Origin of the sequence: Burkholderia sp. Bp9031 (assembly GCF_003857965.1) — a bacterium.
Taxonomy (GTDB): Bacteria; Pseudomonadota; Gammaproteobacteria; order Burkholderiales; family Burkholderiaceae; genus Burkholderia; species Burkholderia ambifaria_A.
This window is the reverse complement of sequence record NZ_QTPW01000001.1, coordinates 228,434-251,829: the sequence shown is the minus strand read 5'-3', so window position 1 is coordinate 251,829 and position 23,396 is coordinate 228,434. Positions and strand designations below refer to the sequence as shown.

Here is a 23,396-nt window from a genome sequence, read left to right as displayed (position 1 = left end):
CATGGCGCGACGGGGCAGGGCAAGGCTGGGCAGGGCTTCCGTTACGCCGCCACCTCCCGCGCGCGAACCATCGTCAGCGCCGCATCCTCGATCATGTCCTCCTGCCCGCCGACGAGCCGCTGCCGGCCCAGTTCGACGAGAATGTCGCGGGCTGGAATCCCGTACTTCGCTTCTGCACGCTTCGCGAACAGCAGGAACGACGAATAGACGCCCGCATAGCCGAGCGTCAGTGCATCGCGGTCGAGGCGGATCGGTGCGTCCATGATCGGCACGACGAGATCTTCCGCGACGTCGGAAATCGCGAACACGTCGACGCCGGTCTCGATCCCCATCCGGTCGCATACCGCGACGAACACTTCCATCGGCGTATTGCCCGCACCCGCACCGAGGCCGGCCGCGGCGGCGTCGATCCGGTTCGCACCGGCGGCAACCGCCGCGACCGAGTTCGCGACGCCCATCGCGAGGTTGTGGTGGCCGTGGAAGCCGAGTTCCGTTTCCGGCTTGAGCGCGGCGCGCACCTGGCCGATGCGCGCGGTCACGTCGTCGGGCAGCATGTGGCCGGCCGAATCGGTGATGTAGATGCAGTTCGCGCCGTACGACTCCATCAGCTTCGCCTGCACGACGAGCTGCTCGGGCGACGACATGTGCGCCATCATCAGGAAGCCGACCGTATCGAGCCCGAGCGTGCGCGCAAGGCCGATATGCTGTTCCGACACGTCGGCTTCGGTGCAGTGCGTCGCGACGCGGATCGTGCCGACGCCGAGTGCGTGCGCCATGCGCAGGTGCTCGACGGTGCCGATGCCGGGCAGCAGCAGCGCCGACACCTTTGCCTGCTTCAGTTCCGGAATCACGGCGCTCAGGTACGCCTCATCCGTATGCGCCGGAAAACCGTAGTTGACCGAAGCGCCGCCGAGCCCGTCGCCGTGCGTGACCTCGATCAGCGGCACGCCGGCCGCGTCGAGCCCGCGCGCGATGTCGCGCATCTGGTCGAGCGTGATCTGGTGACGTTTCGGGTGCATCCCGTCGCGCAACGACATGTCGTGGACGGTGATCTTCTTGCCTGCAAGTGACATCGTGTGACTCCTCGACTCAAGCGGTGGCGGCCGTCGCGGCCTGCATCTGTTCGGCGAAACGCTCGGCCGTGGCGGCCGCGGCGGCGGTCATGATGTCGAGGTTGCCCGCATACTTCGGCAGGTAGTCGCCGAGCCCCTCGACTTCCATGAAGACCGACACGCGGTTGCCGTCGAACACCGGGCCGTTCTTCAGCGTGTAGCCGGGCACGTAGCGCTGTACTTCCTTGACCATCGCATGCACCGAGGCGGTGATCGCGTCGACGTCGGGCGGGCCGTCGGTCAGGCAGTGGATCGTGTCGCGCATGATCAGCGGCGGCTCGGCCGGGTTGATCACGATGATCGCCTTGCCCTTGCGTGCGCCGCCGACCTGTTCGATCGCGCCGGACGTCGTGCGCGTGAATTCGTCGATGTTCTTGCGCGTGCCGGGGCCCACTGAACGCGACGACACGGTCGCGATGATCTCGCCGTACGCGACCGGCTGCACGCGCGACACCGCGTACACCATCGGGATCGTTGCCTGGCCGCCGCACGTCACCATGTTCACGTTCGCCTGCGCGCTGTCGAGATGCGCGTCGAGGTTCACCGGCGGTACGCAGTACGGCCCGATCGCGGCGGGCGTCAGGTCGATCATCTTCACGCCGAGCGCGGTGAGCTTGTCGGAGTTGTCGCGGTGCACGTAGGCCGACGTGGCGTCGAACGCGATGCGGATCTCGTCGTCGACGACGTGCGGCAGCAGCCCGTCGACGCCGCGGTCGGTGGTTTTCAGGCCGAACTCGCGGGCTCGCGCGAGGCCGTCGGACGCCGGGTCGACGCCGACCATCCACACGGGTTCGAGCACCGGCGAGCGGCGCAGCTTGTACAGCAGGTCGGTGCCGATGTTGCCCGGCCCGATCAGTGCGCATTTGATTTTCTTCATCAGGGTCGTTCCTTTAGATAAAGCGGACGTCGCACCCGCCGATGCCGGAAATGTGCATCGACAGCGCGTCGCCGGCGGTGACCGGAATCAGCTTCGCGAGCGAGCCGGACAGCACGATCTCGCCGGCGAGCAGCGGCACGTCGTATGCGGCGAGGGTGTTCGCGAGCCACGCGACCGCGTCGGCGGGGTGGCCGAGCGCCGCATCGCCGCGGCCTTGCGCGACGGGCTCGCCGTTCTTCTCGATCGTCATCTCGCATGCGGCGAGATCGAGCGTGCGCGGATCGACGCGCGCGTCGCCGAGCACGTATACGCCGCACGACGCGTTGTCGGCGACGGTGTCCTCGATGCGGATCGCCCAGTCGCGGATGCGCGAATCGACGATCTCGAAGCAGGGTGCGACGGCGGCCGTCGCGGCGATCACATCCGTGCGGTCGATGCCGGGGCCGCGCAGGTCGCGCGCGAGGATGAACGCGATCTCGCCTTCGGCGCGCGGCGCGATCAGCGACTCGGCGGCGATCGCCTCGCCGGCCGCGTAGTGCATGCCGGACAGCAGGATGCCGAAATCGGGCTGGCGCACGTTCAGCATGTCCTGCACGGCCTGGCTTGTCACGCCGATCTTCTTGCCGACGACCGCTTCGCCGTGTTCGACGCGGCGTTCGATGAAGCGTTGCTGGATCCGGTATGCATCGTCGAGCGACAGGCGGCGCGGACGGCTCGACAGCGGCGCGACCGGCGCGCGCGCGTGCCACGCGGCGTACAGCTCGTCGCCGAGCGTCGTATGCAGGCGGGAAGACATGAAAGGGCCCTCGAGTCTCGAATGGAAAAGGCCGCCGCCTCGGGCGGCGTCGTGCGCCGGAGCGAGGCTCCGGCGCGTGGATGGCGGACGTTCCGCGCGCGTTGCTTAGTTACCCGAACTGCGGATCGCGTCCGGCGAGAAGTACGCCTCGCTGAACTGCGGGCTGCTGTCGAGCTTCGGCATCGGCCCTTCGTTGGTCAGGCGGTCGGCCATGTACGCGCCGGAGATCAGGTCGTGGAAAAACACGACGCCCGGGTAGAACGTCTTCGCGTCATACGCGTACAGCGTCGTCGCGACGTTGGTGCGCCACAGCTGGCCGCGTGCGTCGTAGTTGTCGGCGAGCAGCGTCATCCACGAATCCTCGTCGATGTACAGCACGCGCTTCGCGTACTGGTGGCGGTAGCCGCTCTTCAGCGTCGCCTGCAGCACCCACACGCGATGCAGCTCGTAGCGGATATACGACGGGTTTTCATGACCCTTGGTCAGCAGGTCCGCATACTTGACCGAGCTGTCCATCGCCTTGTAGTTGTCGTATGGCACGTACACCTCGCGCTTGCCGACGATCTTCCAGTCGTAGCGGTCGCCGGGGCCGTTGTACAGGCGGTCGTCGTCGACGGTGCGGAAGCCGCCCGGGCCCTGCGGCTGGTCGTAGCCGTATTCCGGCGCCTGGCGCACGCGCCGAGTGCCCGGGTTGTACATCCACGTGCGCGACGAGTTGTCCGCGCCGGCCTTGTCCCAGTTCGTGAAGCCGACGATCAGCGAGCCGCGGTCCGACAGCGGCAGCTCCGTCGCATTGCGATAGAACGTGCGGTTGTTCAGGTCGCTCTTCACGTCGTACTTGCCGACGTTGCGCGGCGAGTAGATGTCGTAGCGCACCTTGCCCCACGCGATGTTGCCGTCGGAATACACGACCGCCTGGTCGTAGGTCGCCTGCTCGGTGCCGATCGCCGACGAGAAGCGCTGGTTCCACAGCAGCTCGGCGGCCGTCTTCGGAATCGGGTAGGGCACCTGCGGCGGCGCGTTGGTCAGCCCGTTCGCGTCGGAAGTCATCGTCGAATCGGGTGCGTACGCGCGGATGTCCTTGTAGACGGAATCCGCGTAGCGGAAGTCGCGATGGCTCGGATAGACGTTGATCTTGAAGCTGGCCGGATAGCGCTTGAACATCGCCTTCTGGCCGTCGGTCAGGTGCTCGGCGTACTGCGCCATGTTTTCCGCGGTAATCGTCGCGATCGGCTTCTCGCTCGCGAACGGATCGGGGTAGCGGCTGCCGCGCTTGTATTGCACGTCGGGCGGCGTGCCGAGCCACTTGCCCGACCACTCGGGCACGCTGCTGTCCTTGCTCGCGGCGCGTACCGCGCCCATCGGCGTCAGCGGGCCGTCGAGCGCCTTCAGGTCGTCCGGCGTGACTTTCGGGAACGACGCCGTCGCGACGAGTGCGCACGCGGCCATCACCGACGCGCGCAGGAGGGGGAGACGAATTCGCTTCATGACAATCCTCTTGCTGAGTGACGAGCGGACGGGCCGCTCAGAAGTGGTAGGTCGCCGTGGCGAGCACATAGTCGCGATCCGACAGCGGACGCGTGACCGGGTTGGGCGAACCGAGGAACTTGGCGTAGACGAGCGACAGCTGCAGGTTGCTCAGGCGCGTGAACGTCACGCCGGCCGTCACGCGGTGATCGCCCTGGCCCGTGAGCGAACCGAGCGCGCCGGCGAGCGGCGACGTGCCGGTCAGGTCGTGCGTGTAGGTCAGCGGCACGTCGAGATCCCAGCCGTTGAACACGTTCTTGTAGCTGAGCGTCCACGCGATCTCCATCGCGAGCGCATTGCGCGAGTTGGCGAGCGTCGTCGAGCCGTCGAGCTCGGAGATGCTGCCCGCATGCACGTACGTCAGTTCGCCGATCAGCGACTGCGAGTTCGCGAGGAAGCTCGGCCCGATCGAATAGATGCCCGACAGGTTGGTCTGCAGCACGTTCGCGCGCGTCGACTGCGGGCCGGTCGGCGTGTTGACGAGCACGGCCGCGCCCTGGCGGTACGACACTTCGCCCGCGACGTTCACCGGGCCAACCTGCGTCGAGAAGCTCGCGCCGGTCAGCTTGATGTTGCTGAAATACTTTTGCTGGTACTGGAGCGTCGGGAAGTACGTCGTGACGACGCTCGGGTTCATGTCGTTGTAGTGCAGGTGGTACAGGCCGAGCTCGGTGTCGCCGAGGACGCGAAAGCGCGCGCCGATACCCCACTGGTTGCGCGCGCTCGGCTTGTCGTCGGGGCCGCGCGGAATGATCATCCCGCCCGGGCCGATGATGTACTGCGCGCCGGGGCCCGTGACGTCGGAGTAGCTCCAGTACGTGCCGGGCGCGGTCAGCCGGTTCTGCTGGTACGAGAACTGGTAGTAGCCGAGCAGGCTGAAGTTCGGCGTGATCTGCCACTGCGTCGAGATCTGCGGCACCGGCAGCAGGATGTCCTTCACCTCGGCGCCCGCCATGTACGACTTGGCCGCATCGGCGGGACCCTGCGCGCCCGCGATGTTCGGGAAGAACAGGCTTTCGCCCCATGCGACCACCTGGTCGCCGACCTTCACGTTCAGGCTCGTCGAGCCGAGATGGAACGTGTTGTACGCATACGCGGCGAGCAGCGTCGTGTGGCCGCCCGACCAGTAGCGCGCGTCGCTCGTGAAGTCGTTGTACTGACCCGAGTGGTTCACCGTGCCCGGCGCGTCGTTGTAGTTCGGGCGGTGATAGGCCTGGTCGTAGAACGTATCCGCACGCACGAACACGCCCCAGTCGTCGTGCTTCAGGTTCACTTCGCCGAGCAGACTGACCTGGTTCTCGATCAGCTTGTTCTTCGCGAAGTTGCGATCGCCGTCGTCGCCGTTGATGTTCGCGGGCGTCAGCAGATTGCCGCTCGGCGCACGCGTGCGCATGCCGAGCCCGTAGCTGAGCGTGAACGTATAGTCCAGCGTCGTGTCGGCGCCAAGCGCGATCGTGCTGCCTGCGTGTGCGTCGGGAACGGCGCACGACAGCAGCGCGGCGGCCAGCGTCGACAGCGTGGCGGCGGCCCGCTTGTCGGTACGGCGCGAAATCCGTTGATGCATGGTGTCTCCTCTGGGGGTATCGACGACGGTCGACTGTGGTTGTCGTGAGAGGCAGAGTAGGGAGATCGCGGTAGCAGGGAATCGTCAAAATGAACTAGATGACTTCCCTAGGACTGGAAACGATCGGGCAACGCTGCGTGTGCTGCGTGCGCAGCGTGTGTCATCGCGCGTTCGCTTGTGCCGCCGACAGGAACGCGGGCCGTTCGCCGCCGCCATCGAGCCGCAGGTTCGTGCCCGACGTGTACGACGCGTCGGGCGATGCGAGGAACAGGCACGCCGCCGCGACGTCGTCGGGCGTCGCGAGACGTCCGGCCGGTATCGTCGCGCGGATGGCGTCGAGCGCATCGTCGTCGCCGTAGTGGCCGTCGGTAGCCGATTCCGTCTGCACGAGGCTCGGGCTGATCGCGCACACGCGCACGCGCGGCGCCCACTCGACCGCGAGCGACGTGACCGCGTTGACGAGGCCCGCCTTCGCGGCGCCGTAGGCGGCCGTCCCGGGCGACGGCCGCGACGCGCTGACGCTCGCGATGAACAGCATCACGCCGCCGTGCGGCTGCGGCTGCATGATCGCGTTCACGCGCTGCGCGAGCTGCAGCGGCGCGATCAGGTTCAGCCGCACGATCGATTCGGTGAAGCGCGGCGATGTGTCGGCCGCGAGCGCGAACGGCGAGCCGCCCGCGTTGTTGACGAGCACGTCGAGGCCGCCGGCCGCAGCGCGGATCGTCGCGAGCATCGCGTCGACCTGCTCGATGTCGCGCAGGTCGGTCGCGACGAAGCGGGCCGTGCGGCCGCCGGCCGAAGGCGGCGTGTCGGGCGCGCTACGCCCGCACACGAACACGCGTGCGCCCGCCGCGAGAAAACGCTCGGCGATGCGCCGCCCGATGCCCTTGGTGCCGCCCGTCACGAGCACCGTCTTGCCGCTGTAGTCGAATCCGTTCATCGTCTGCCTCCGTTTCGGTGGCCCGATGATAGGAACAAGCGCGCGCGGCTTCGTAGTCTGAAAGGATGATGCCGGGCGGCGCCTGCGGCGCAATCATCGTGGCAAGCATCCATCGACCGACGAAGGAGACAACCCGCGATGACGACCCCCACGACGCCGCCGGCCGGCATCTTCACCGAGGTACCGGGCGGCCTGCGCCTGCATCATTTCGAGGCGGGCGAAGGCCGCCCGGTGGTGTTCATCCACGGCAGCGGCCCGGGCGCCAGCGGTTTCAGCAATTTCAAGCACAACTACCCCGCGTTCGCGGCCGCCGGCCATCGCGCGATCGTCGTCGACCTGCCGGGCTACGGACAGTCGTCGAAGCCGTCCGACGTCGCCTATACGCTCGATTTCTTCGTCGGCGCGCTGCACGCGCAGCTGTCCGCACTGGGTATCGGGCCAGCCGTGCTGCTCGGCAACTCGCTCGGCGGCGCGATCGCGCTCAAGTACGCGCTCGATTACCCCGACGAAGTCGACGGACTGATCATGATGGCGCCGGGCGGCGTCGAGGATCGCGACACCTATTTCCGGATGGAAGGGATCCAGCGGATGGTGAAGCTGTTCACCAATCACCAGATGAATGACGACACCATGCGCGAGTTGCTGACGCTGCTGGTGCACGATCCGGCAATCGTCACCGACGCGCTCGTCGCCGAGCGGATGAAGGTATGCGTCGAGCAGCCGACCGAAGTGCTGTCGACGATGAGCGTGCCGAACCTGACGGGCGCGCTCGCCGACCTGCGCTGCCCGGTGCTCGGCTTCTGGGGCACGGACGACCGCTTCAATCCGGTCGGCGGCGCGCTGACGTTCCTCGAACGCTGCCGCGACGTGCGCTTCGTGCTGCTGAACCGCTGCGGCCATTGGGTGATGGTGGAGCATGCGGGCTATTTCAATCGGGAATGCCTCGATTTCCTGGCCGCGCCGGCTGCGCGATAACGCCTCTGATGGCCGGGCCGTTCGACGACGGTTCGCCTGAATAACGGAGACGCATTGACGCCCTCTTCCGCCTAAAGGCGGGGGATTCCCACAGCCTGTCAACAGCACGCCCTTCCTTCCCGCCATCCGCCCCGAAGGAAGTCCCCTTGGGGGAAGTGGCGAGATTTCTCGGAGCAATTGCAATGAAACTCATCGAAGACCTGTTCGACCTGCGCGGCAAGGTGGCCGCGATCACCGGCGGCGCGCGTGGCATCGGCGCCGAAACGGCACGCACGCTGGCCGCGGCCGGCGCGAGCGTCGCGATTCTCGACGTGCTGTCGCAACCGGCGCAGGCGCTCGTCGAGGAGATTCGCGCACAGGGTGGCCAGGCTGCGTTCTGGTCGCTCGACGTGACGCACGAGGCCGACGTGGCGCGCGTGTTCGGCGAGATTGTCGCGCGCTTCGGGCGCCTCGACGTGCTCGTGAACAACGCGGGCATCGAAGGGCACAACGTGCCGACGCACGAACTCACGCTCGCGCAGTGGCAGCGCGTGCAGGACGTGAACGTCAACGGCGTGTTCCTGTGCACGCGCGCGGCGATTCCGCACCTCGAAGCGGCCGGCGGCGGCTCGATCGTGAACCTGTCGTCGATGTACGGGATCGTCGGCGGCCCCGACGTGCCCGCGTATCACGCGTCGAAGGCGGCGGTGCGGATGATGGCGAAGGTCGACGCGATGCTGTACGCGGCGAAGAACATCCGCGCGAACTCGGTGCATCCGGGCTACATCCGCACGCCGATGCTGGAGGACGCGTTCCGCCAGATGGGCCAGGATCCGGATCGCGCGTTCGAATACATGCAGACGCACGTGCCGATGGCGAAGATCGGCAGCCCGCGCGACATCGCGGCCGGCATCCTGTATCTCGTGTCGCCGGCTGGGCGCTACGTGACGGGAGCGGAGCTGGTGATCGACGGCGGCTACACCGCGCGCTGACGCGCCTGACGGCGTGCCACAACTGAAGTTTGAAGCAAATCGAAGATATAAGGAGACAGGCAGTTGAAAGCGCTCGTGGCAGTGAAGCGCGTGGTCGACGCGAACGTGAAGGTCGGCGTGAAGTCCGACCGCACCGGCGTCGATATCGCGAACGTGAAGATGTCGATGAACCCGTTCGACGAAATCGCGGTGGAGGAGGCCGTGCGGCTGAAGGAGGCCGGCGTCGTGACGGAGGTGGTGGCCGTGTTGGTGGGCGTGGCGCAAGCGCAGGAGACGCTGCGCACGGCGCTCGCGATCGGTGCGGATCGCGCGATCCTCGTCGAAGCGATCGATGGCGTCGAGCCGCTGGCCGTCGCGAAGATCCTGAAGTCGCTCGTCGACAAGGAGCAGCCGCAGCTGGTGATCCTCGGCAAGCAGGCGATCGACGACGACTCGAACCAGACCGGCCAGATGCTGGCCGCGCTGGCCGGTCTCCCGCAGGCGACGTTCGCGTCGAAGGTCACGATCGCCGATGGGCGTGCCACGGTCGCGCGTGAAGTCGACGGAGGCGCGGAAACGCTGTCGCTTCGACTGCCCGCGGTCGTGACGACCGACCTGCGCCTGAACGAGCCGCGCTATGTGACGCTGCCGAACATCATGAAGGCGAAGAAGAAGCCGCTGGAAACGATGAAGCCGGAAGACCTGGGCGTGGACGTGACGCCGCGCCTGAAGACGCTGAAGGTGAACGAGCCGCCGAAGCGCGCGGCGGGCGTGAAGGTGCCGGACATGAAGACGCTGGTCGACAAGCTGAAGACCGAAGCCAGGGTGCTGTAAGAGAGAGCGGAAAGAAATGACGATTCTGGTAATTGCCGAGCACGATGCTGCATCGGCAGGCGGCGCATCGCCGATCAAGGCCGCGACATTGAATGCGGTGGCGGCGGCGCAGGCCATTGGCGGCGACATTCACGTGCTGGTTGCAGGCCATGACGCACAGAGCGCGGCCGACTCAGCGGCAAAGATCGCGGGCGTTTCGAAGGTGTTGCTGGCCGACGCGCCGCAGCTCGCGGACGGTCTTGCCGAGAACGTCGAAGCGACGGTGCTGGCCGTCGCATCGAACTACTCGCATATCCTTGCGCCGGCCACCGCCTACGGCAAGAACATCGCGCCGCGCATCGCCGCGAAGCTGGACGTCGCGCAGATCTCGGGCATCACGGCGGTCGTTTCAGCCGACACGTTCGAGCGTCCGATCTACGCGGGCAACGCGATCGCGACGGTACAGTCGGGCGATCCGGTCAAGGTGATCACGGTGCGAACGACGGGTTTCGATCCGGTTGCGGCGGAAGGCGGCAGCGCAGCGGTCGAGAAGATCGAAGCGGCAGCCGACGCAGGCAAGTCGCAGTTCGTGAGCCGTGAAGTGACGAAGCTGGATCGTCCGGAGCTGACGTCGGCGAGCATCATCGTGTCGGGCGGCCGTGGCCTGGGCAGCGGCGAGAACTACACGAAGGTGCTGGAGCCGCTGGCAGACAAGCTGCAGGCCGCACTCGGCGCATCGCGCGCGGCAGTCGATGCGGGCTACGTGCCGAACGACTATCAGGTCGGCCAGACCGGGAAAATTGTCGCGCCGCAGCTGTACATCGCAGTCGGCATCTCGGGTGCGATCCAGCATCTGGCCGGGATGAAGGATTCGAAGGTGATCGTCGCGATCAACAAGGATCCGGACGCGCCGATCTTCAGCGTGGCCGACTACGGTGTCGTCGGCGACCTGTTCACGCTCGTGCCCGAAGCGGCCGCGGTGCTCTGAGCGATGCCGCTGTTCGAATTCAACGGCATGCGCCCGCGCGTCGATCCGTCCGCGTACGTTCATCCGAGCGCGGTCGTGATCGGCGACGTGACGATCGGCGCGGGCTGCTACATCGGCCCGCATGCAAGCCTGCGCGGCGACTTCGGCGCGATCGTCGTCGACGTCGGCAGCAACGTGCAGGACGGCTGCGTGCTGCACGTCGGCATCGGCGAGACGTGCCGGCTCGGCGTGAACAGCCACGTCGGCCACGGCGCGATCGTGCATGGCGCGACGCTCGAACCGGACACCATGATCGGGATGAACGCGGTCGTGATGGACGGCGCGACGATCGGCGCGACGACGATCGTCGCCGCGTGCGCGTTCGTGAAGGCTGGGTACGACGTGCCGCGCGGCGTGTTGCTCGCGGGCGTGCCGGGGCGAGTCGTGCGGCGGCTGAGCGAGGCGGAGATCGACGCGAAGGCGAACGGCACGCGGATCTATCAGCAGTTGGCGGTGGATTGCCTGAAGACGCTCAGGCAGATCGACGACGCGTAACAACCGTCGTTCACCGGCATGAATACCGTGAATCCGCAAGCGACGAGCGTCGAACGAAGCCGCGCCGAAAGCGCGACACCATGGGTTTTCTCGGGGTTTATGCGGATGGCGATTCGCGCTCGTGCATGCCGGTCGTGACGTTCGCGCGGGATCGATTGCCTGATACGGCGTCGTTGTCTTAAGATCGGCGTCAGACCAGCCCACCGCCTCCGGCGCCGAATGAACACGACTATACGCCTGCGCGTCGCCATCATCGCTTCGGCTTTTGCCGTCTATCACGTATTCATGCACGTCCAGTGGGTCGTCAGCGGTTGCATCGAATTCCTCCGCAGCCGGCATTGCAGCTTCGAGAACAGCGCGAATTTCGAAGGGATGATGGACTTCGACCTGTTGCTGACCTGCGCGTGGGTGGCGGGCGCGGCGATGGCGTGGTTCGCCGTCGCACGCGCGCCGAAGAAACCCGGTTAGCCGCGCCGGCGTCGTGCCGCCGCCTATTGCGTGCGCACCTGCGCCGGCCGGTCGTGCAGGAACGCGAGCGACAGCGCCGCGAGACCGCAGCTCGTGATGAGCATCAGCAACGCGCCCTTGCCGGCGTGCACCATCACCCAGCCGCCGACCGACGGAAAGCCGAACGTGCCGATGAAATACGACGCGACGAACCACGTCAGCACGCCGTGCCGTTGCGTGTCCGCACAATCGTTGACCGCCTGGGCCTGGATCACCGGATACATAAGGCCGTAGCCGGCGCCGAGCAGGACGGCCGCGACGGACTGGAACGACGCATGTTCGGCTGCGCCGAACATCGCGAGTGCGCCGAGCAGCATCATCACGAGCAGCCCCTTGGTCGCCGTTTCGGGGCGCGCCAGCCTCACCCATCTTCCGAGCAGCCAGCGCGCGGTAATCACCGTCATCGTGTAAAGACTGAAGAATGTGCCGGGCCGCGCCTGCGTGCCTTGCGCGAACGACATCTGGAACGTCATCAGGCCGGAGAACACGCAGGTGCCGAGCGCGATCATCGCGATCGGCACGGCGGCGCGCGTGCGCGAGATCGCGCGAAAGTCGCGCACCCAGCGGCCGCCCGATATGGCGGCGGGCGGGCGCGGACACAGGCGGCCGAACGCCTCCAGCATCAGCGACGCCAGCACGCACAGGGCACCGACCGCGTAAAGCGTGTCGTCGATCGACCAATGGAGCATTCGCATCGCATACGCGGCCAATGCCGGGGATGCGCCGATCCCCGTCATCTGGAAGGTTGCCGACCGGAAGAACCACACGTTTCGAGCCGCGCCGCTGGTTCGCTCGGCGAGCGACATCGGTGCGGCCAGGTGAAACGCACCCCAGCCGAAGCCGACCAGGAAGCCGGACGGCAGGTCGGCGGACGGCGCACGCCCGACGAGTGCGAAGCCGACGATGCCGGCGCCGATGCACAGCGACGACAGCGCGGCGATCCGCGCGGTGCCGATCTGCTGCGAGAACCAGCCGACCACCGACAGGCCGGCGAAGGTGCCGACCGTCGCGGCGGCCAGTGCCGCGCCGGTATTGAGATCGCTACCGCCGATCGCGTGAAAGCGCATCGACAACAGGAAGGTGGCGCCATAGCCGCCCGCGGTGAGCAGGGTGCCGACGAGAAAGAGCAACGCACTATGAACGCGCATGACAGCCATCCGGGACGGCAGCGACGAACGGGGACGTCGTCGATTGCGAAACAGTATGGACCAGCACCGTTGCGGAATGCCCGCATTTGTGGTGACGCGACCGGGCTGTCGGCTTTTGTCGGGCCGCGCTCGTACACGATCGACCGGACGCGCCGTTTCGTGCCGCGCGCCTTGCATCGGGGGCGGTGGCACGACGGCGGCGAATTCGTCGGATCAGCGCCGTCGAACGCTGCACGGACATCGTTTTTTGGGGCGATCGAGACGCCTCGTGCGCCCTTTGCTTTCCCCTGTGCGGTGCACTAGATTCGAAGCATTATGTGCCATCGATCGCGTGAGGTGACGCCATGACGCCGTGGGAGATTCAGGGAACCGAGCTGATGAACTGCAATTGCTCATACGGTTGTCCCTGCCAGTTCAATTCGCTGCCGACGCACGGCAACTGCGAAGCGATGGGGGCGATTTCGATCGACAGCGGTCACTACGGCGACGTGGTGCTCGACGGCGTCCGGATCGCGGTCGTGTTCCAGTGGCCGGGGCCGATTCACGAAGGCCATGGCCGCTGCCAGCCGATCGTCGACGAAAGCGCGAGTCCCGCGCAATGCGAGGCCGTGCTGAAGATCATGACCGGTCAGGATACCGATCCATTCGCGACGATGTTCGCCGTGTTCGCGTCGACGCTCGAACAGGCGTTCGATCCGATCTTCGCGAAGATCGATTTCGACGTCGATGTCGATGCGCGGCGCGGCCGGATCAGCGTCGACGGCGTGTTCGACGTCGTCGGCGAGCCGATCCGCAACCCGGTGACGGGCGCCGAACATCGCGTACGGATCGACCTGCCGCACGGCTTCGAATACGAGATTGCCGAGATCGGTTCGGGCACCAGCCGGTCGCACGGTCACATCGAACTGGACCTCGAGCGGAGCTACGCGCAGTTCGCGCGGCTGCATCTGAACAATCACGGGCTGATCCGGCATCGCGCCGCATGATTCCCGTCGACCATGTTCTCGGGCGCGAGCGCGTCGTCACGCTGCTCGGCATGGCCGCGCTCGTCGGCGCGTGCTGGGTCTACCTGTGGACGGGCGCCGGCACTGGCATGTCGGCGCTGGACATGACGGCGGTCGCGCTGTTCCCGCATCGGCTGGCCGACGACATGGGCGCGATGGCCCCGTCGCTGGCGACCGTGATCCTGATGTGGTGGGTGATGATGATCGCGATGATGACGCCCGGCGCGGCGCCGCTCGTGCTGCTGTACCGGCGCGTGCTGCGGCATCACGATCCGGCGGGCACGGGAGCGGCATTCACGTCGACCTGCCTGCTGGCCGGCTATCTGGCATCGTGGTTCGCGTTCTCGGTCGCTGCGGCCGCGCTGCAGATGCTGCTGCAGCCTGCCGGCCTGATCTCCGGAATGATGCTGTGGTCGAAGAGCGCGATGCTGTCCGCGATCGTGCTCGCGCTGGCCGGCATTTACCAGTTCTCGCCGTTGAAGCAGGCATGCCTGCGGCAATGCCGGTCACCGGTGCGGTTCCTCACAACGTACTGGCGGCCGGGAATCACGGGCAGCTTCCTGCTCGGCGTGCGCCACGGCGCGTATTGCGTAGGCTGTTGCTGGCTGCTGATGGCGCTGCTGTTCGTCGGCGGCGTGATGAACGTCGTGTGGATCATCGCGTTGTCGCTGTTCGTACTGGTCGAAAAGGTGCTGCCGGGCGGCGAGTACGTCGGGCGCGCGTTGGGTGTCGTGCTGATCGCGTGGGCCGTCGCGACGTTGCTGGTGTAGGGTGGCGTATTCGTCATCCGCCGCGCGCGGGAGTATCTCGATGAAGATCCGATGCATTGCCATTGCCATCACAGTCCTCGGTGCGATGGGCGTCGTTGCGGCACAGGTGCGGGCGGCGGGCAGCATGTCCGACATGAACATGGGCGACATGAAGATGTCGGCACCGGCCGCGGCGCTGACCGATGCCGAAGTGAAACGGATCGATGCCGCGCGCGGGATGGTGACGCTGAAGCACGGCGCGCTCGAGAACGTCGGGATGGCGCCGATGACGATGGCGTTCAAGGCCGGCGACCCGGCGATGATCGAGTCGCTGCGCGTGGGCGACAAGGTCAAGGTCCGGGTCGAGCGCGTGAACGGCGCGCTTACGATCGTGAAGCTCGTGAAGCGGCAGTGACATACGTCCGGCCGATATGGCCTTGATGCCCCTTCCTTCACGCGCCCCGCGGAAGCAGGGTGCCTGACGATGAATACGCAAACGGCAGTGCCGCGCTAACCGGCATCGTCACCGGAAATGTCGTCGGGCTGCGCGAAATTCAACTCGACGCCATTGCCGGCCGGGTCGGTGAAAAACAGCTGCAGCTGGCGCGTGAGCGGCACGTACGTGCGCGAGTACCGGATCTTCGCGTCGGTGAGACGCCGTTCCATGTCGACAGCGTCCGCGCATGAAAATGCCATATGGTCGAACGTATTGACGACATGCGCCGGCCGCACCTCGCCGGGCCATGCTTCCGACAGGTGGAGGATCGCCTGGGTCCCCGCGTAGAGCCAGTAGCCGTTGCTCTGGAACGGCGGCCGATAGCCTAACTCGAGGCCCACGACGTTCACGTAGAAATCGCGCAGCGTATCGAGCGTCGCCCGATCCGCGCGCAGGTTGTAATGATTGAGTCCGATCACTGTCATGGCAGATTGTCCGGTGCTTGCAAGGTGCGCGGTGCACAGCATCGCGCACCGAACCGCATCCTGTCACCCCCGAATGCCTTTGACCGGCGCAGCCGGACGCGCGAGCCCGCGGGCCGGCAGCGGCGTCGACATCACGATCGACGTGCGCGTTTCGCCGTACAGGTTGATGCGCTCGATCAGTTGCTCGAGGTGCGCCATGCTGACCGCGACGAACCGCATCACGTACGAATCCGCGCCGGTTACGTGATGGCACTCGACCACTTCGGGAATCGTCTCCAGCAGCTTCAGGAATTTCGCCTTCGCCGGCTGCGGCACCGTGATGCCGATCAGCGCGCTTACCGGGTACCCGGCGGCGGCCGGATTGACCCGCGCCGTGTAGCCTTCGATCACGCCGGCCGACTCGAGACGCTTCACGCGTTCCGTCACCGCCGGCACCGACAGGTGAACCTGGCGCGCCAGCTCCGTGTAGCTGATGCGGCCGTTGGCCTGCAGCAGCGCGAGTATCTTCCAGTCGAGTTCGTCCATCGTGGTGGAGTTTTTAAGCTGAAGCAGCCATTTTTCCTTAAAAACCGCCTTCAGCGGCGACCGGACTTTCCCTACGATGACGTTTCAAGCCACGGGATGTCGCGAGGAGCCGGCCATGCTGTTCATCAAGTCCGTCGTGATGGGATTGTCGATCGCGGTGCCGGTCGGCCCGATCGGCATGCTGTGCATCCAGCGGGGCCTGAGCCGCGGCTTTCGTGCCGGGTTCGCGACGGGGATCGGCGCCGCATGCGCCGATGCGATCTACGGGCTGTTCGGCGCGCTGGGCGTCGCCGGCATCGTCACCGCGTTTCCGATGCTGACCGTCGCGCTGAAAATTGGCGGCGGCGCGTTCCTCGTGTGGCTGGCCTGGACCATCGCGCGGCAGGCGCCGGCCACGTCGGCGACACAACGCGATTTGCCGCGCACGACCGTGCTGCGCGATTTCCTGACGACGTTCGGCCTGACGCTGTCCAACCCGATGACGATCCTGTCGTTCGTCGGCATTTTCGCGGCGCTCGGCCCGCTGGCGGGCACGCATGACGACGCAATGGGGGCGGCCGTCGCGCTGATGGTCGTCGGCGTGTTCCTGGGTTCCGCGACGTGGTGGCTGTGCCTGAGCGGCGCGACCGCCGTGTTGCGCACGAAGATGTCGCTGACGTTCATGCACGGGCTGTCGCGCGTGTCGGCCGTCGTGATCGCGGTGTTTGGCGCGATCCAGTTGATCGCGGGTGTGCGAGGCGTCGTATGGTCCTGATGCGCACCGCAGCGCGATCGAACGCGCCCGCTCGCGCACGACGACGGCATCCGGCACCCGAAATCGTGTCCGCAGCGGCACCCGCGACCGCGGGCGCCGCTGCACCGACCGCCCCGGTCAGAACGTATAACTGACCTTGCCGAACGCGGTGCGGCCGAGCGTGTTGTAACCGTACGCGGTCATGTACTGGCGGTCGAACAGGTTCGACAGCGTCGCCGACACCGTCAGGTGCGCATTGATCTTGTACGACGCGCGCAGGTTGACGGTCAGGTACGACGGCAGATACGTCGTGTTGGCCGGGTCGTCGAATGTCGTGCCGCCGTAGCTCGCCGTTGCCCCCGTGCTCAGCGCGTGCAGGTGCAGTTCGTCCCAGGTGTGGTCGATATTCACGCTGACCGTCTGGCGCGGCCGGCGGTTGAGCCAGCTGTCGTTGGTTTCGTCCTGCGGATTCAGGATGCCGACGGCGATGCTCGCCGGCGTCGAGCGGCCGATCGTGCCCTTGTACGACAGGTCGATGCCGCGGATATGCGAGCGGCCGATGTTCATCGGCGAGAACGTCGCGGGGTTGTACGCGATCAGGTTGTTGATGCGCGTGTCGTAGATCGCGGCGCTGAACGTGCCGTACGCGGTGTTCGCGTCGAGCGCGGCCTCGACCGAATCGCTGCGCTCCGGATTCAGGTTCGGATTGCCGTAACCGGGGTAGTACAGGTCGTTGAACGCCGGCAGGCGAAACGCATTGCCGTACGACACGCGCGCCGTGTACACCGGCGTGATCGCCCACGACAGCGCAGCGTTGCCGGTGTTCACGGCTTTCCCCGCGATGATCTCGTGACGGCCCGCGACGAACATCGTCACGCTGCCGAGCGTCGCCGATTGATGCAGCGAGAACGCGGAGTCATTGCGCGTCGGCACGCCTTCCGGCATGTCGACGGGCAGGAACGCCTGCTCGCGCGTGAAGTCGTACGCGACTTTCGTCTCGCCCGACAGCGGCAGGCCGAACAGGCGGAAGCCGTGTTCCTGATGCGTCAGCGACGTCGACGAGCTGATGCGCTGCGAGTTGATCTGGTCGGTCGAAATGGACGGGTCGCTCGCATACAGGAACTGGCGGTCGTTCGCATAACCGAACGACTGGTCGAACTGCGTGTCGGGCGTGATGTCGAGATGGAACGCGATGCCGGTCGTCAGCTGATGATCGAGCTGTCGGTTCGCAAAGCCGGCGTTGTCATAGGACAGGTCGGAGCGGTGATACAGCGCGAACGTCGAGATCGACCAGTTGTCGCGTGCGTAGCCGAGGCGTGCATCGAGGTCCTGCGCGTGATACGGATTGCGGCCGTCCTCGTGGTATGGCAACACGGGCCGCGTTGCGTCGATGCCGGCCGTGTTGTAGTCGTGCAGCCCGAGCGAGTAGGTGAGTCCGCCGAGTGCGGCGAGCGGCCCGGTGGAGGGCACGGTGCCCGACGTGCGCAACTGCGTGTCGAAGGTCTTGTTCGAGCCGCCGCCGAACGACACGGTCGTCTGGTTGGGTTGGCCGGCGGCGCGGCGCGTGAACAGCTGCACGACGCCGCCCATTGCGTTCGCACCGAACGACGCGGCGGCCGGCCCCGAAATCACCTCGACGCGCTCGAATGCTTCGGTCGGCAGGTCGGCCCACGGCGCGATGCCGGTGGTCGGCGAGCCGATCCGGATGCCGTCGATGAACACCGCGACCTGGCTGGCCGACGAGCCGCGGATGCTGACCGATGCCGACGCGCCGGGGCCGCCGGTCGTCGAGACGGTCACGCCCGGCAGTGTCGCGAGCGCCTGCGTGATGCTCGGATCGCTCGGCGACAGCCGGTCGAGGTCGGCGCGCGTGAGCACCTGCGTCGTCGCATAGCGCTGGTCGAACGACTCGGGCAGGTGCCGCGTGTCGGTCACGGTGATCGTCGGGAGGTCGGCGCCATTTGCAGGCTGGGACGGCTGCGCGGGTGCCGTGTCGCCAGCGGCGTGGGCGATCGGGGAGAGCAGCGCGGTGGCGGCGGACGTGGCGAGAAGGTGGCGAAGATTCATGATGCGGCGAGCGTGATCGTGTTGCAGGTACGGCGTACGCGCGGGAAGACGCCGCGCATGCCGGCGGCGCAGCGGCGCGACGCTTCCGGCGTGGAAGCGGAGGCGGAAAGATGGGACATCCGAAGGATCCTGAGGTCGGGCCGTCCATGCAACGGGGCGACCGCCAAAGGCGGTGCCTGGCGCGCCGGGACACCCCGCCCGGTGCGGCTGCTTGGACCTCGGGTCGATGGCAGGTCTCCTGGCTCGCGGGTCGTCATTCGCGCCGGCCTTCCCGGTTTCCCAGTGGCGTGGAGTGGCGCGGATTCGCCGCTTACAGTTGCGGGGGCAGCCGCAGATTCGAGGCGCTGCCTCTCCTGCGTTCCCTTTTGATCCCGTCTCCGGGAACCATCAGCGCGCAAGCGTAATGGCGAGCGCTCGGGCGCGTCAATTATCGAAGCGCGCGGGGATGCGAAAAAACGTCATTGTTCGGCGAATTTTTTCTATTTCCTTTCGCTCAAGGCGCCCGAACCGCGCTTCATGTCTGATGAAACGGGATCTCGGCGGCGCCGCAATCGCGCCGGAATCGGCTCGGTGCGATGCCCGTCCATCGCACGAACGCCCGCCGAAACGCTTCCTCGCCACCAAATCCGAGATGCGCTGCAATCCGCGCGACCGGCCAGTCCGACTCGCGCAGGCAGCGCCGCGCGACGTCGGCGAGGCACTGCTCGCGCAACACGTGATAGCCGCTGCCTTCGGCGGCCAGCCGCCGCCGCAACGTCGCCTCGCTCACGCCCAGCCACGTCGCCAGCTCGGCGAGCGCCGGCAGCGCCTGCTCGCGCGCGAGCGCCGCATCGAGAAAGCCGCGTACTTGCTGCGCCCATGACACGACGGCCGGCGTCGCATCGATCAGACGAAACGGAAAATCGACGAGGAAGGCGGCAAGCTCACCCGGCTGGCGGATCACGCGGGCATCGAGCCGCGCCGCATCGAACGCGAATCCATAGGTCTTGCGACCGATGTCGACCGGCGCGTTGAACAGCCCGAGCAGCGGCATCGCGTCGTCGCGGCGCGGATGGCCGAGCCAGACTTCGTCCGGCCGCAGCGGCTGCCCGATCAGCCAGCCGAACAACTGCAGATAGCAGAACAGCCCGGTCAGATCGACGAGGCATGCGGCCCGGCTGCGCGTGCGGCGCAGCGAATCCATCCGGAACGTCGCACGAGCGTCGCGCACCGTGAGCGACAGCGTGCCGGCACGCGGCGTCAGCATCTCGCAGAACTCGGCCGCACAGCGGATCGCGTCGGCGAGCGTCGCGCAACTGAGCAGGCAGCGGCACATCAGGTCGACTTCCTGCTTGCGCATCGGCGGATGGCCGTCGCCGCGCGCGACCTGCGCCTCGAGCCGCTCGATCGCGTCGCGGTACAGCGCGACGAAGCCGCCGGGCGTCGCTGCCGTTGCGGTCGTTGCGTCCGGCGTCGCGCGCGGTTGCGCCTGCGGCGCACCGCTGCGCGCCAGTTCGTCGAGCAGGCGCGCGCCGAGTCCCGGCAGCACGCGGCCGCGTGCCGGCATTGCGCGCTGTTTCATGTCTCTCCCGATCTGAGCGTTGCGACAGGGGTTGGTGAGCGGGCTGGTAGGGGTTCGCCGACCGTCGCCACGCAAGAATGCTATCCACGCCGGTTGCTTCCGGCCTCGCCGGAACGGCGTAGGCGGCCGGTTTTGCTTCCCGCCACGAACCACCCGAGACGACCCGCGAATGATTCAGATCGTAGACGAAATCACCCTCGCGCCCGAGCGCATTTCCGACGTGCTGGCGCTGCTGCACGACCGCTATCTGCCGGGCCATGCGGCGCGTGGGCTCGTGGCGGCCGGCCGCTGGGTGTCACCGCCCGTCGCGGTGCCGGGGCAGCCGAGCACGCTGTGGCTGACGTGGCAGGTTGCCGACGCGCCGTCGTACTACCGGATGCGCGCGCTGACCGACGGCGACGTGGTCGCGTTCTGGATGGCCGTCGACGCGCTGTGCGACACGCGTCGCCGCCATGTGATGACGGACGCCGATGCGCCGCTGCCCGCGCTGACGGAGGTCGACCATGCGGCATGACACGGCCCAGATATACGTTTCGGCGATCGACGATGCCGGCGCATTCGAACGTGCATTGCGCGACGCCGCGCATGCGCTGCCCGGCGCAACCCGCGTGGCGCTCGCGCGCAATCTCGAAGGCTGCTGGGGCGCGGGCGGCTACACGCTCGACGTATTGCGCGACGAACGGGCGACCGTTCAAGCGACGGATTTCACCGCGCTGTCGCGTGTGCCGGGCGTCGTGCGGATCGACGGCGCCGCGTGCCGCGCGATCGGCGGCGGCCTGCGCGAGCCGGCGTTGCGCGACGGCGTATGGCGCACGCTGATGCTGCGTGTGCGGCCGGAGGCCGGCGAAGCGCGCGTGCGCGACCTCGAGCGCGAACTGCTGCGCATGCCCGCGTTCATGCCCGGCATCCGCAACTGGCGGCTGAGCCGGAGCGTGGCGCCCGGCGGGTGGACCCACGTCTGGCAACAGGAGTTCGCGCACGTCGGCGACCTGCTCGGCGAATACCTGCTGCATCCGTATCACTGGGGCTGGGTCGACCGCCGATTCGACGCCGAAAGCCCCGACTGGACGGTCGATGCGATCTCGCATGCGTTCTGTCCGCTCGCGTCGAGCCTGCTGGCCGACACGGCGGCGTGACGCGCGGCGCGCATACGACCCGCCGCAATGCAAACGACAACACTGGAGACACCACCATGCGAGCCTTGCTGATCGACTGCGTCGGTCATTCCGACGCACTGCGACTGGCCGACGTTCCCGCACCGAAGCCGGGCCCCGGCGACGTGCTGATCCGCGTCGCGTACGCGGGCGTCAATCCCGCCGACTGGAAATGCCGCGAAGGCTATCTCGGCGCGTTCATGCAGATGACGTTTCCGTTCGTGATCGGTTTCGACGGGGCCGGTGTGGTCGAGGCAGTCGGCGACGGTGTCGAAGGTTTCGCGCCGGGGATGCGCGTGTTCGCGCAGACCGACGTCGGCGCGGGACGCTGGGGCGCGTATGCGGAATACGTCGCGGTGCGTCACGACTCCGTCGTGCGCCTGCCCGATGCGGTCGGCTTCGCGGAAGCGGCGGCCACGCCGACGCCTGCGCTGGCCGCGTGGGCCGGCCTGTTCGACGACGGCGGGCTGCGTGCGGGGCAGACCGTGCTCGTGCACGGCGGCGCGGGTGCGGTCGGCACGTTCGCGATCCAGCTGGCCGCCCAGGCGGGCGCGCGCGTCGCCGCGACGTGCTCGGCGCACAACCGCGCGAGCGTCGAATCGCTTGGCGCGGCGGCGAGCATCGACTATCGCGCGCAGGACATCGCCGCGGTCGTGCGGGCGTGGGCGCCCGGCGGCGTCGATCTCGTGCTCGATGCGGTCGGTGGCGACACGCTGCCCGACGCACTCGACCTGCTGGCACCGGGCGGCACGCTCGTGAACATCATGACGCTCGCGGCGGGCGATGCGCAGCGGCTGGCTACGACGGATGCCGAAGCCGCGCGGCGCGGCCTGCGCACCGCGATGACGTATAGCCGGATGCCGAGCGGCGCCACGCTCGCATCGATCGCCGAACGGCTCGGCCGGCGCGCGTTGCGCGTGCCGCGCTTCGACAGTTTCCCGCTCGAACAGGCTGCACGCGCACTCGATCTCGTTCAAACGGGCGACGCGAAAACCAAGTTCGTGCTGCATGTTGCGGATATCGCGGGCTGACGCCGCACGGTCCGCACGCAACATTACCTTCACCGGAGACATCATGACCGACACCCGAACCGCGACGCTCGCGGGCAAATGCGCGCTCGTAACCGGCGCGAGCCGCGGCATCGGCCGCGCGATCGCGCAGCGCCTCGCGTCCGAAGGCGCGACCGTCGTCGTGACGGCGCGCAGCCTCACGCAATCGGCGACGACTGCCGGCACGCTCGCCGAAACGGTCGCACTGGTCGAACAGGCGGGCGGCCGCGCGATTGCGCTCGCCGCCGACCTGTCGAACCCGGCCGAGCGCGATGCGCTCGTCGGACGCGCGGCCCAGGCCGCCGGCGGCCTCGACATCCTCGTGAACAATGCGGGTGTGGCCGACTACGCGTGCGTCGACGCGATGCCGATGGCGATGTTCGACACGACGATCGAGCACTATCTGCGCATCCCGTTCGCGCTGAGCCAGGCCGCGATCCCGCTGATGCGCGCGCGCGGCGCCGGCTGGATCGTGAATGTCGGCTCGGTCACCGCGCTCGCGCCGCCGCGGCCGTTCGACGATTTCTCGCGCGCGGGCGGCGCGACCGTCTATGCGGCGGTCAAGGCCGCGCTGTCGCGCTTTACGCAAGGCCTCGCGGCCGAACTCGAAGCCGACGGGATCGCGGTGAACCTGGTCGCGCCGAGCACCGCGATCCGCACGCCGGGCGCGGCCCGTTATATCCCCGAAGGCTATCCGACCGAGGACGTCGCGTATCTCGCGGAAACGGCGCTCGCGCTGTGCAGCCTGCCGGCGCGCGAGCGCACGGGACTCGTCACGCACAGCCTGCATTTTCCGCTATCGCAGGGGCTCGCGGTGCGCTCGCTCGACGGCCGCACGCCGTTGCCGCCGCCCGAGATTCCCGCGTACGCGCATCCCCGCATCGACCCGACAGGACGCTGAC

At 67.5% G+C, this 23,396-nt stretch carries 25 protein-coding genes and 1 riboswitch; of the genes, 14 read left to right on the top strand and 11 right to left on the bottom strand.

Going from position 1 to position 23,396, the window contains the following annotated elements:
• Positions 1–41 precede the first annotated feature (41 nt).
• The 6 genes from dmpG to DIE15_RS01110 form a co-directional block, all read right to left on the bottom strand.
• Positions 42–1,073: a 4-hydroxy-2-oxovalerate aldolase gene (gene dmpG / locus DIE15_RS01135; RefSeq protein ID WP_124832076.1), complete on the bottom strand. Its 1,032-nt coding sequence runs from the start codon at positions 1,071–1,073 to the stop codon at positions 42–44.
• Between the two features lie 16 nt (positions 1,074–1,089).
• Positions 1,090–1,989: an acetaldehyde dehydrogenase (acetylating) gene (locus DIE15_RS01130; protein WP_057925087.1), complete on the bottom strand. Its 900-nt coding sequence runs from the start codon at positions 1,987–1,989 to the stop codon at positions 1,090–1,092.
• 13 nt (positions 1,990–2,002) lie between these two features.
• A complete protein-coding gene (gene dmpE, locus DIE15_RS01125; protein ID WP_057925088.1) occupies positions 2,003–2,785 on the bottom strand; it encodes a 2-oxopent-4-enoate hydratase in 783 nt (260 codons plus the stop codon).
• 105 nt (positions 2,786–2,890) lie between these two features.
• The gene (locus tag DIE15_RS01120; protein ID WP_124832074.1) at positions 2,891–4,273 is read right to left on the bottom strand and encodes a DUF1329 domain-containing protein; all 1,383 of its coding nucleotides are present in this window, start codon (positions 4,271–4,273) and stop codon (positions 2,891–2,893) included.
• Positions 4,274–4,310: 37 nt separating this feature from the next.
• A complete protein-coding gene (locus tag DIE15_RS01115) occupies positions 4,311–5,876 on the bottom strand; it encodes a DUF1302 domain-containing protein (protein ID WP_124832072.1) in 1,566 nt (521 codons plus the stop codon).
• A 160-nt stretch (positions 5,877–6,036) separates the two neighbouring features.
• Positions 6,037–6,816: an SDR family oxidoreductase gene (locus tag DIE15_RS01110; protein ID WP_057925091.1), complete on the bottom strand. Its 780-nt coding sequence runs from the start codon at positions 6,814–6,816 to the stop codon at positions 6,037–6,039.
• A gap of 138 nt (positions 6,817–6,954) precedes the next feature.
• On the opposite strand from DIE15_RS01110, the gene DIE15_RS01105 reads away from it, so the two are divergent.
• The 6 genes from DIE15_RS01105 (at position 6,955) to DIE15_RS01080 (ending at position 11,544) form a co-directional block, all read left to right on the top strand.
• Entirely contained in the window at positions 6,955–7,791 is an 837-nt protein-coding gene (locus DIE15_RS01105; RefSeq protein WP_124832070.1) for an alpha/beta fold hydrolase, read from the top strand.
• Positions 7,792–7,973: 182 nt separating this feature from the next.
• A complete protein-coding gene (locus tag DIE15_RS01100) occupies positions 7,974–8,762 on the top strand; it encodes an SDR family NAD(P)-dependent oxidoreductase (protein WP_057925093.1) in 789 nt (262 codons plus the stop codon).
• 63 nt (positions 8,763–8,825) lie between these two features.
• A complete protein-coding gene (locus tag DIE15_RS01095) occupies positions 8,826–9,575 on the top strand; it encodes an electron transfer flavoprotein subunit beta/FixA family protein (RefSeq protein ID WP_124832068.1) in 750 nt (249 codons plus the stop codon).
• A 16-nt stretch (positions 9,576–9,591) separates the two neighbouring features.
• Positions 9,592–10,542 (top strand): electron transfer flavoprotein subunit alpha/FixB family protein, encoded by a 951-nt coding sequence (locus DIE15_RS01090; RefSeq protein ID WP_124832066.1) that lies wholly within the window; start codon positions 9,592–9,594, stop codon positions 10,540–10,542.
• A gap of 3 nt (positions 10,543–10,545) precedes the next feature.
• Positions 10,546–11,076: a transferase hexapeptide repeat family protein gene (locus tag DIE15_RS01085; RefSeq protein WP_057925096.1), complete on the top strand. Its 531-nt coding sequence runs from the start codon at positions 10,546–10,548 to the stop codon at positions 11,074–11,076.
• A 219-nt stretch (positions 11,077–11,295) separates the two neighbouring features.
• Positions 11,296–11,544 (top strand): hypothetical protein, encoded by a 249-nt coding sequence (locus DIE15_RS01080; RefSeq protein WP_057925097.1) that lies wholly within the window; start codon positions 11,296–11,298, stop codon positions 11,542–11,544.
• Positions 11,545–11,567: 23 nt separating this feature from the next.
• Here the strand turns inward: DIE15_RS01080 and DIE15_RS01075 are convergent, their stop codons facing one another.
• Positions 11,568–12,731, bottom strand: a complete 1,164-nt coding sequence (locus tag DIE15_RS01075; protein ID WP_124832064.1) for an MFS transporter — start codon at positions 12,729–12,731, stop codon at positions 11,568–11,570.
• A gap of 344 nt (positions 12,732–13,075) precedes the next feature.
• On the opposite strand from DIE15_RS01075, the gene DIE15_RS01070 reads away from it, so the two are divergent.
• Genes DIE15_RS01070 through DIE15_RS01060 form a run of 3 tightly spaced genes read left to right on the top strand, consistent with a single transcriptional unit; the run spans position 13,076 to position 14,899 of the window.
• Positions 13,076–13,717 (top strand): DUF1326 domain-containing protein, encoded by a 642-nt coding sequence (locus DIE15_RS01070; protein WP_124832062.1) that lies wholly within the window; start codon positions 13,076–13,078, stop codon positions 13,715–13,717.
• Entirely contained in the window at positions 13,714–14,505 is a 792-nt protein-coding gene (locus DIE15_RS01065; protein WP_057925099.1) for a DUF2182 domain-containing protein, read from the top strand. Before DIE15_RS01070 ends, DIE15_RS01065 begins: the two co-directional genes overlap by 4 nt.
• Positions 14,506–14,545: 40 nt before the next feature.
• Positions 14,546–14,899: a copper-binding protein gene (locus DIE15_RS01060; protein ID WP_124832060.1), complete on the top strand. Its 354-nt coding sequence runs from the start codon at positions 14,546–14,548 to the stop codon at positions 14,897–14,899.
• A gap of 95 nt (positions 14,900–14,994) precedes the next feature.
• On the opposite strand, the gene DIE15_RS01055 is transcribed toward DIE15_RS01060, so the two are convergent.
• Together DIE15_RS01055 and DIE15_RS01050 are read right to left on the bottom strand one after the other, a co-directional pair.
• Positions 14,995–15,405 (bottom strand): VOC family protein, encoded by a 411-nt coding sequence (locus tag DIE15_RS01055; protein WP_124832058.1) that lies wholly within the window; start codon positions 15,403–15,405, stop codon positions 14,995–14,997.
• A gap of 63 nt (positions 15,406–15,468) precedes the next feature.
• Complete coding sequence (locus DIE15_RS01050; RefSeq protein WP_057925101.1) at positions 15,469–15,930, bottom strand: Lrp/AsnC family transcriptional regulator; 462 nt, start codon at positions 15,928–15,930, stop codon at positions 15,469–15,471.
• A 115-nt stretch (positions 15,931–16,045) separates the two neighbouring features.
• On the opposite strand from DIE15_RS01050, the gene DIE15_RS01045 reads away from it, so the two are divergent.
• Positions 16,046–16,684, top strand: a complete 639-nt coding sequence (locus DIE15_RS01045) for a LysE/ArgO family amino acid transporter (RefSeq protein WP_124832056.1) — start codon at positions 16,046–16,048, stop codon at positions 16,682–16,684.
• 117 nt (positions 16,685–16,801) lie between these two features.
• Here the strand turns inward: DIE15_RS01045 and DIE15_RS01040 are convergent, their stop codons facing one another.
• Both DIE15_RS01040 and DIE15_RS01035 read right to left on the bottom strand, forming a co-directional pair.
• Positions 16,802–18,730, bottom strand: coding sequence for a TonB-dependent receptor domain-containing protein (locus tag DIE15_RS01040; RefSeq protein WP_124832054.1), 1,929 nt, complete (start codon positions 18,728–18,730; stop codon positions 16,802–16,804).
• Between the two features lie 210 nt (positions 18,731–18,940).
• Positions 18,941–19,134, bottom strand: a riboswitch (cobalamin riboswitch).
• A gap of 110 nt (positions 19,135–19,244) precedes the next feature.
• Entirely contained in the window at positions 19,245–20,291 is a 1,047-nt protein-coding gene (locus DIE15_RS01035) for an AraC family transcriptional regulator (RefSeq protein WP_124832052.1), read from the bottom strand.
• Positions 20,292–20,460: 169 nt separating this feature from the next.
• On the opposite strand from DIE15_RS01035, the gene DIE15_RS01030 reads away from it, so the two are divergent.
• Genes DIE15_RS01030 through DIE15_RS01015 form a run of 4 tightly spaced genes read left to right on the top strand, consistent with a single transcriptional unit; the run spans position 20,461 to position 23,395 of the window.
• The gene (locus DIE15_RS01030; RefSeq protein ID WP_057925105.1) at positions 20,461–20,805 is read left to right on the top strand and encodes a hypothetical protein; all 345 of its coding nucleotides are present in this window, start codon (positions 20,461–20,463) and stop codon (positions 20,803–20,805) included.
• Positions 20,795–21,427: a Dabb family protein gene (locus DIE15_RS01025; RefSeq protein ID WP_124832050.1), complete on the top strand. Its 633-nt coding sequence runs from the start codon at positions 20,795–20,797 to the stop codon at positions 21,425–21,427. The genes DIE15_RS01030 and DIE15_RS01025 overlap by 11 nt, the downstream gene beginning before the upstream one ends.
• Before the next feature lie 56 nt (positions 21,428–21,483).
• Positions 21,484–22,476, top strand: a complete 993-nt coding sequence (locus DIE15_RS01020) for an NADP-dependent oxidoreductase (protein ID WP_124832048.1) — start codon at positions 21,484–21,486, stop codon at positions 22,474–22,476.
• Between the two features lie 43 nt (positions 22,477–22,519).
• The gene (locus DIE15_RS01015) at positions 22,520–23,395 is read left to right on the top strand and encodes an SDR family NAD(P)-dependent oxidoreductase (RefSeq protein WP_124832046.1); all 876 of its coding nucleotides are present in this window, start codon (positions 22,520–22,522) and stop codon (positions 23,393–23,395) included.
• Position 23,396 lies beyond the last annotated feature (1 nt).

Coding starts and splice junctions, on each gene's coding strand:
- DIE15_RS01015 (WP_124832046.1), top strand. CDS start 22,520: ATGACCGACACCCGAACCGCGACGCTCGCGGGCAAATGCGCGCTCGTA.
- DIE15_RS01050 (WP_057925101.1), bottom strand. CDS start 15,930: ATGGACGAACTCGACTGGAAGATACTCGCGCTGCTGCAGGCCAACGGC.
- DIE15_RS01080 (WP_057925097.1), top strand. CDS start 11,296: ATGAACACGACTATACGCCTGCGCGTCGCCATCATCGCTTCGGCTTTT.
- DIE15_RS01130 (WP_057925087.1), bottom strand. CDS start 1,989: ATGAAGAAAATCAAATGCGCACTGATCGGGCCGGGCAACATCGGCACC.
- DIE15_RS01090 (WP_124832066.1), top strand. CDS start 9,592: ATGACGATTCTGGTAATTGCCGAGCACGATGCTGCATCGGCAGGCGGC.
- DIE15_RS01065 (WP_057925099.1), top strand. CDS start 13,714: ATGATTCCCGTCGACCATGTTCTCGGGCGCGAGCGCGTCGTCACGCTG.
- DIE15_RS01070 (WP_124832062.1), top strand. CDS start 13,076: ATGACGCCGTGGGAGATTCAGGGAACCGAGCTGATGAACTGCAATTGC.
- DIE15_RS01045 (WP_124832056.1), top strand. CDS start 16,046: ATGCTGTTCATCAAGTCCGTCGTGATGGGATTGTCGATCGCGGTGCCG.
- dmpG (WP_124832076.1), bottom strand. CDS start 1,073: ATGTCACTTGCAGGCAAGAAGATCACCGTCCACGACATGTCGTTGCGC.
- DIE15_RS01035 (WP_124832052.1), bottom strand. CDS start 20,291: ATGAAACAGCGCGCAATGCCGGCACGCGGCCGCGTGCTGCCGGGACTC.
- DIE15_RS01120 (WP_124832074.1), bottom strand. CDS start 4,273: ATGAAGCGAATTCGTCTCCCCCTCCTGCGCGCGTCGGTGATGGCCGCG.
- DIE15_RS01020 (WP_124832048.1), top strand. CDS start 21,484: ATGCGAGCCTTGCTGATCGACTGCGTCGGTCATTCCGACGCACTGCGA.
- DIE15_RS01025 (WP_124832050.1), top strand. CDS start 20,795: ATGCGGCATGACACGGCCCAGATATACGTTTCGGCGATCGACGATGCC.
- DIE15_RS01085 (WP_057925096.1), top strand. CDS start 10,546: ATGCCGCTGTTCGAATTCAACGGCATGCGCCCGCGCGTCGATCCGTCC.
- dmpE (WP_057925088.1), bottom strand. CDS start 2,785: ATGTCTTCCCGCCTGCATACGACGCTCGGCGACGAGCTGTACGCCGCG.
- DIE15_RS01100 (WP_057925093.1), top strand. CDS start 7,974: ATGAAACTCATCGAAGACCTGTTCGACCTGCGCGGCAAGGTGGCCGCG.
- DIE15_RS01110 (WP_057925091.1), bottom strand. CDS start 6,816: ATGAACGGATTCGACTACAGCGGCAAGACGGTGCTCGTGACGGGCGGC.
- DIE15_RS01040 (WP_124832054.1), bottom strand. CDS start 18,730: ATGAATCTTCGCCACCTTCTCGCCACGTCCGCCGCCACCGCGCTGCTC.
- DIE15_RS01060 (WP_124832060.1), top strand. CDS start 14,546: ATGAAGATCCGATGCATTGCCATTGCCATCACAGTCCTCGGTGCGATG.
- DIE15_RS01115 (WP_124832072.1), bottom strand. CDS start 5,876: ATGCATCAACGGATTTCGCGCCGTACCGACAAGCGGGCCGCCGCCACG.
- DIE15_RS01105 (WP_124832070.1), top strand. CDS start 6,955: ATGACGACCCCCACGACGCCGCCGGCCGGCATCTTCACCGAGGTACCG.
- DIE15_RS01030 (WP_057925105.1), top strand. CDS start 20,461: ATGATTCAGATCGTAGACGAAATCACCCTCGCGCCCGAGCGCATTTCC.
- DIE15_RS01055 (WP_124832058.1), bottom strand. CDS start 15,405: ATGACAGTGATCGGACTCAATCATTACAACCTGCGCGCGGATCGGGCG.
- DIE15_RS01075 (WP_124832064.1), bottom strand. CDS start 12,731: ATGCGCGTTCATAGTGCGTTGCTCTTTCTCGTCGGCACCCTGCTCACC.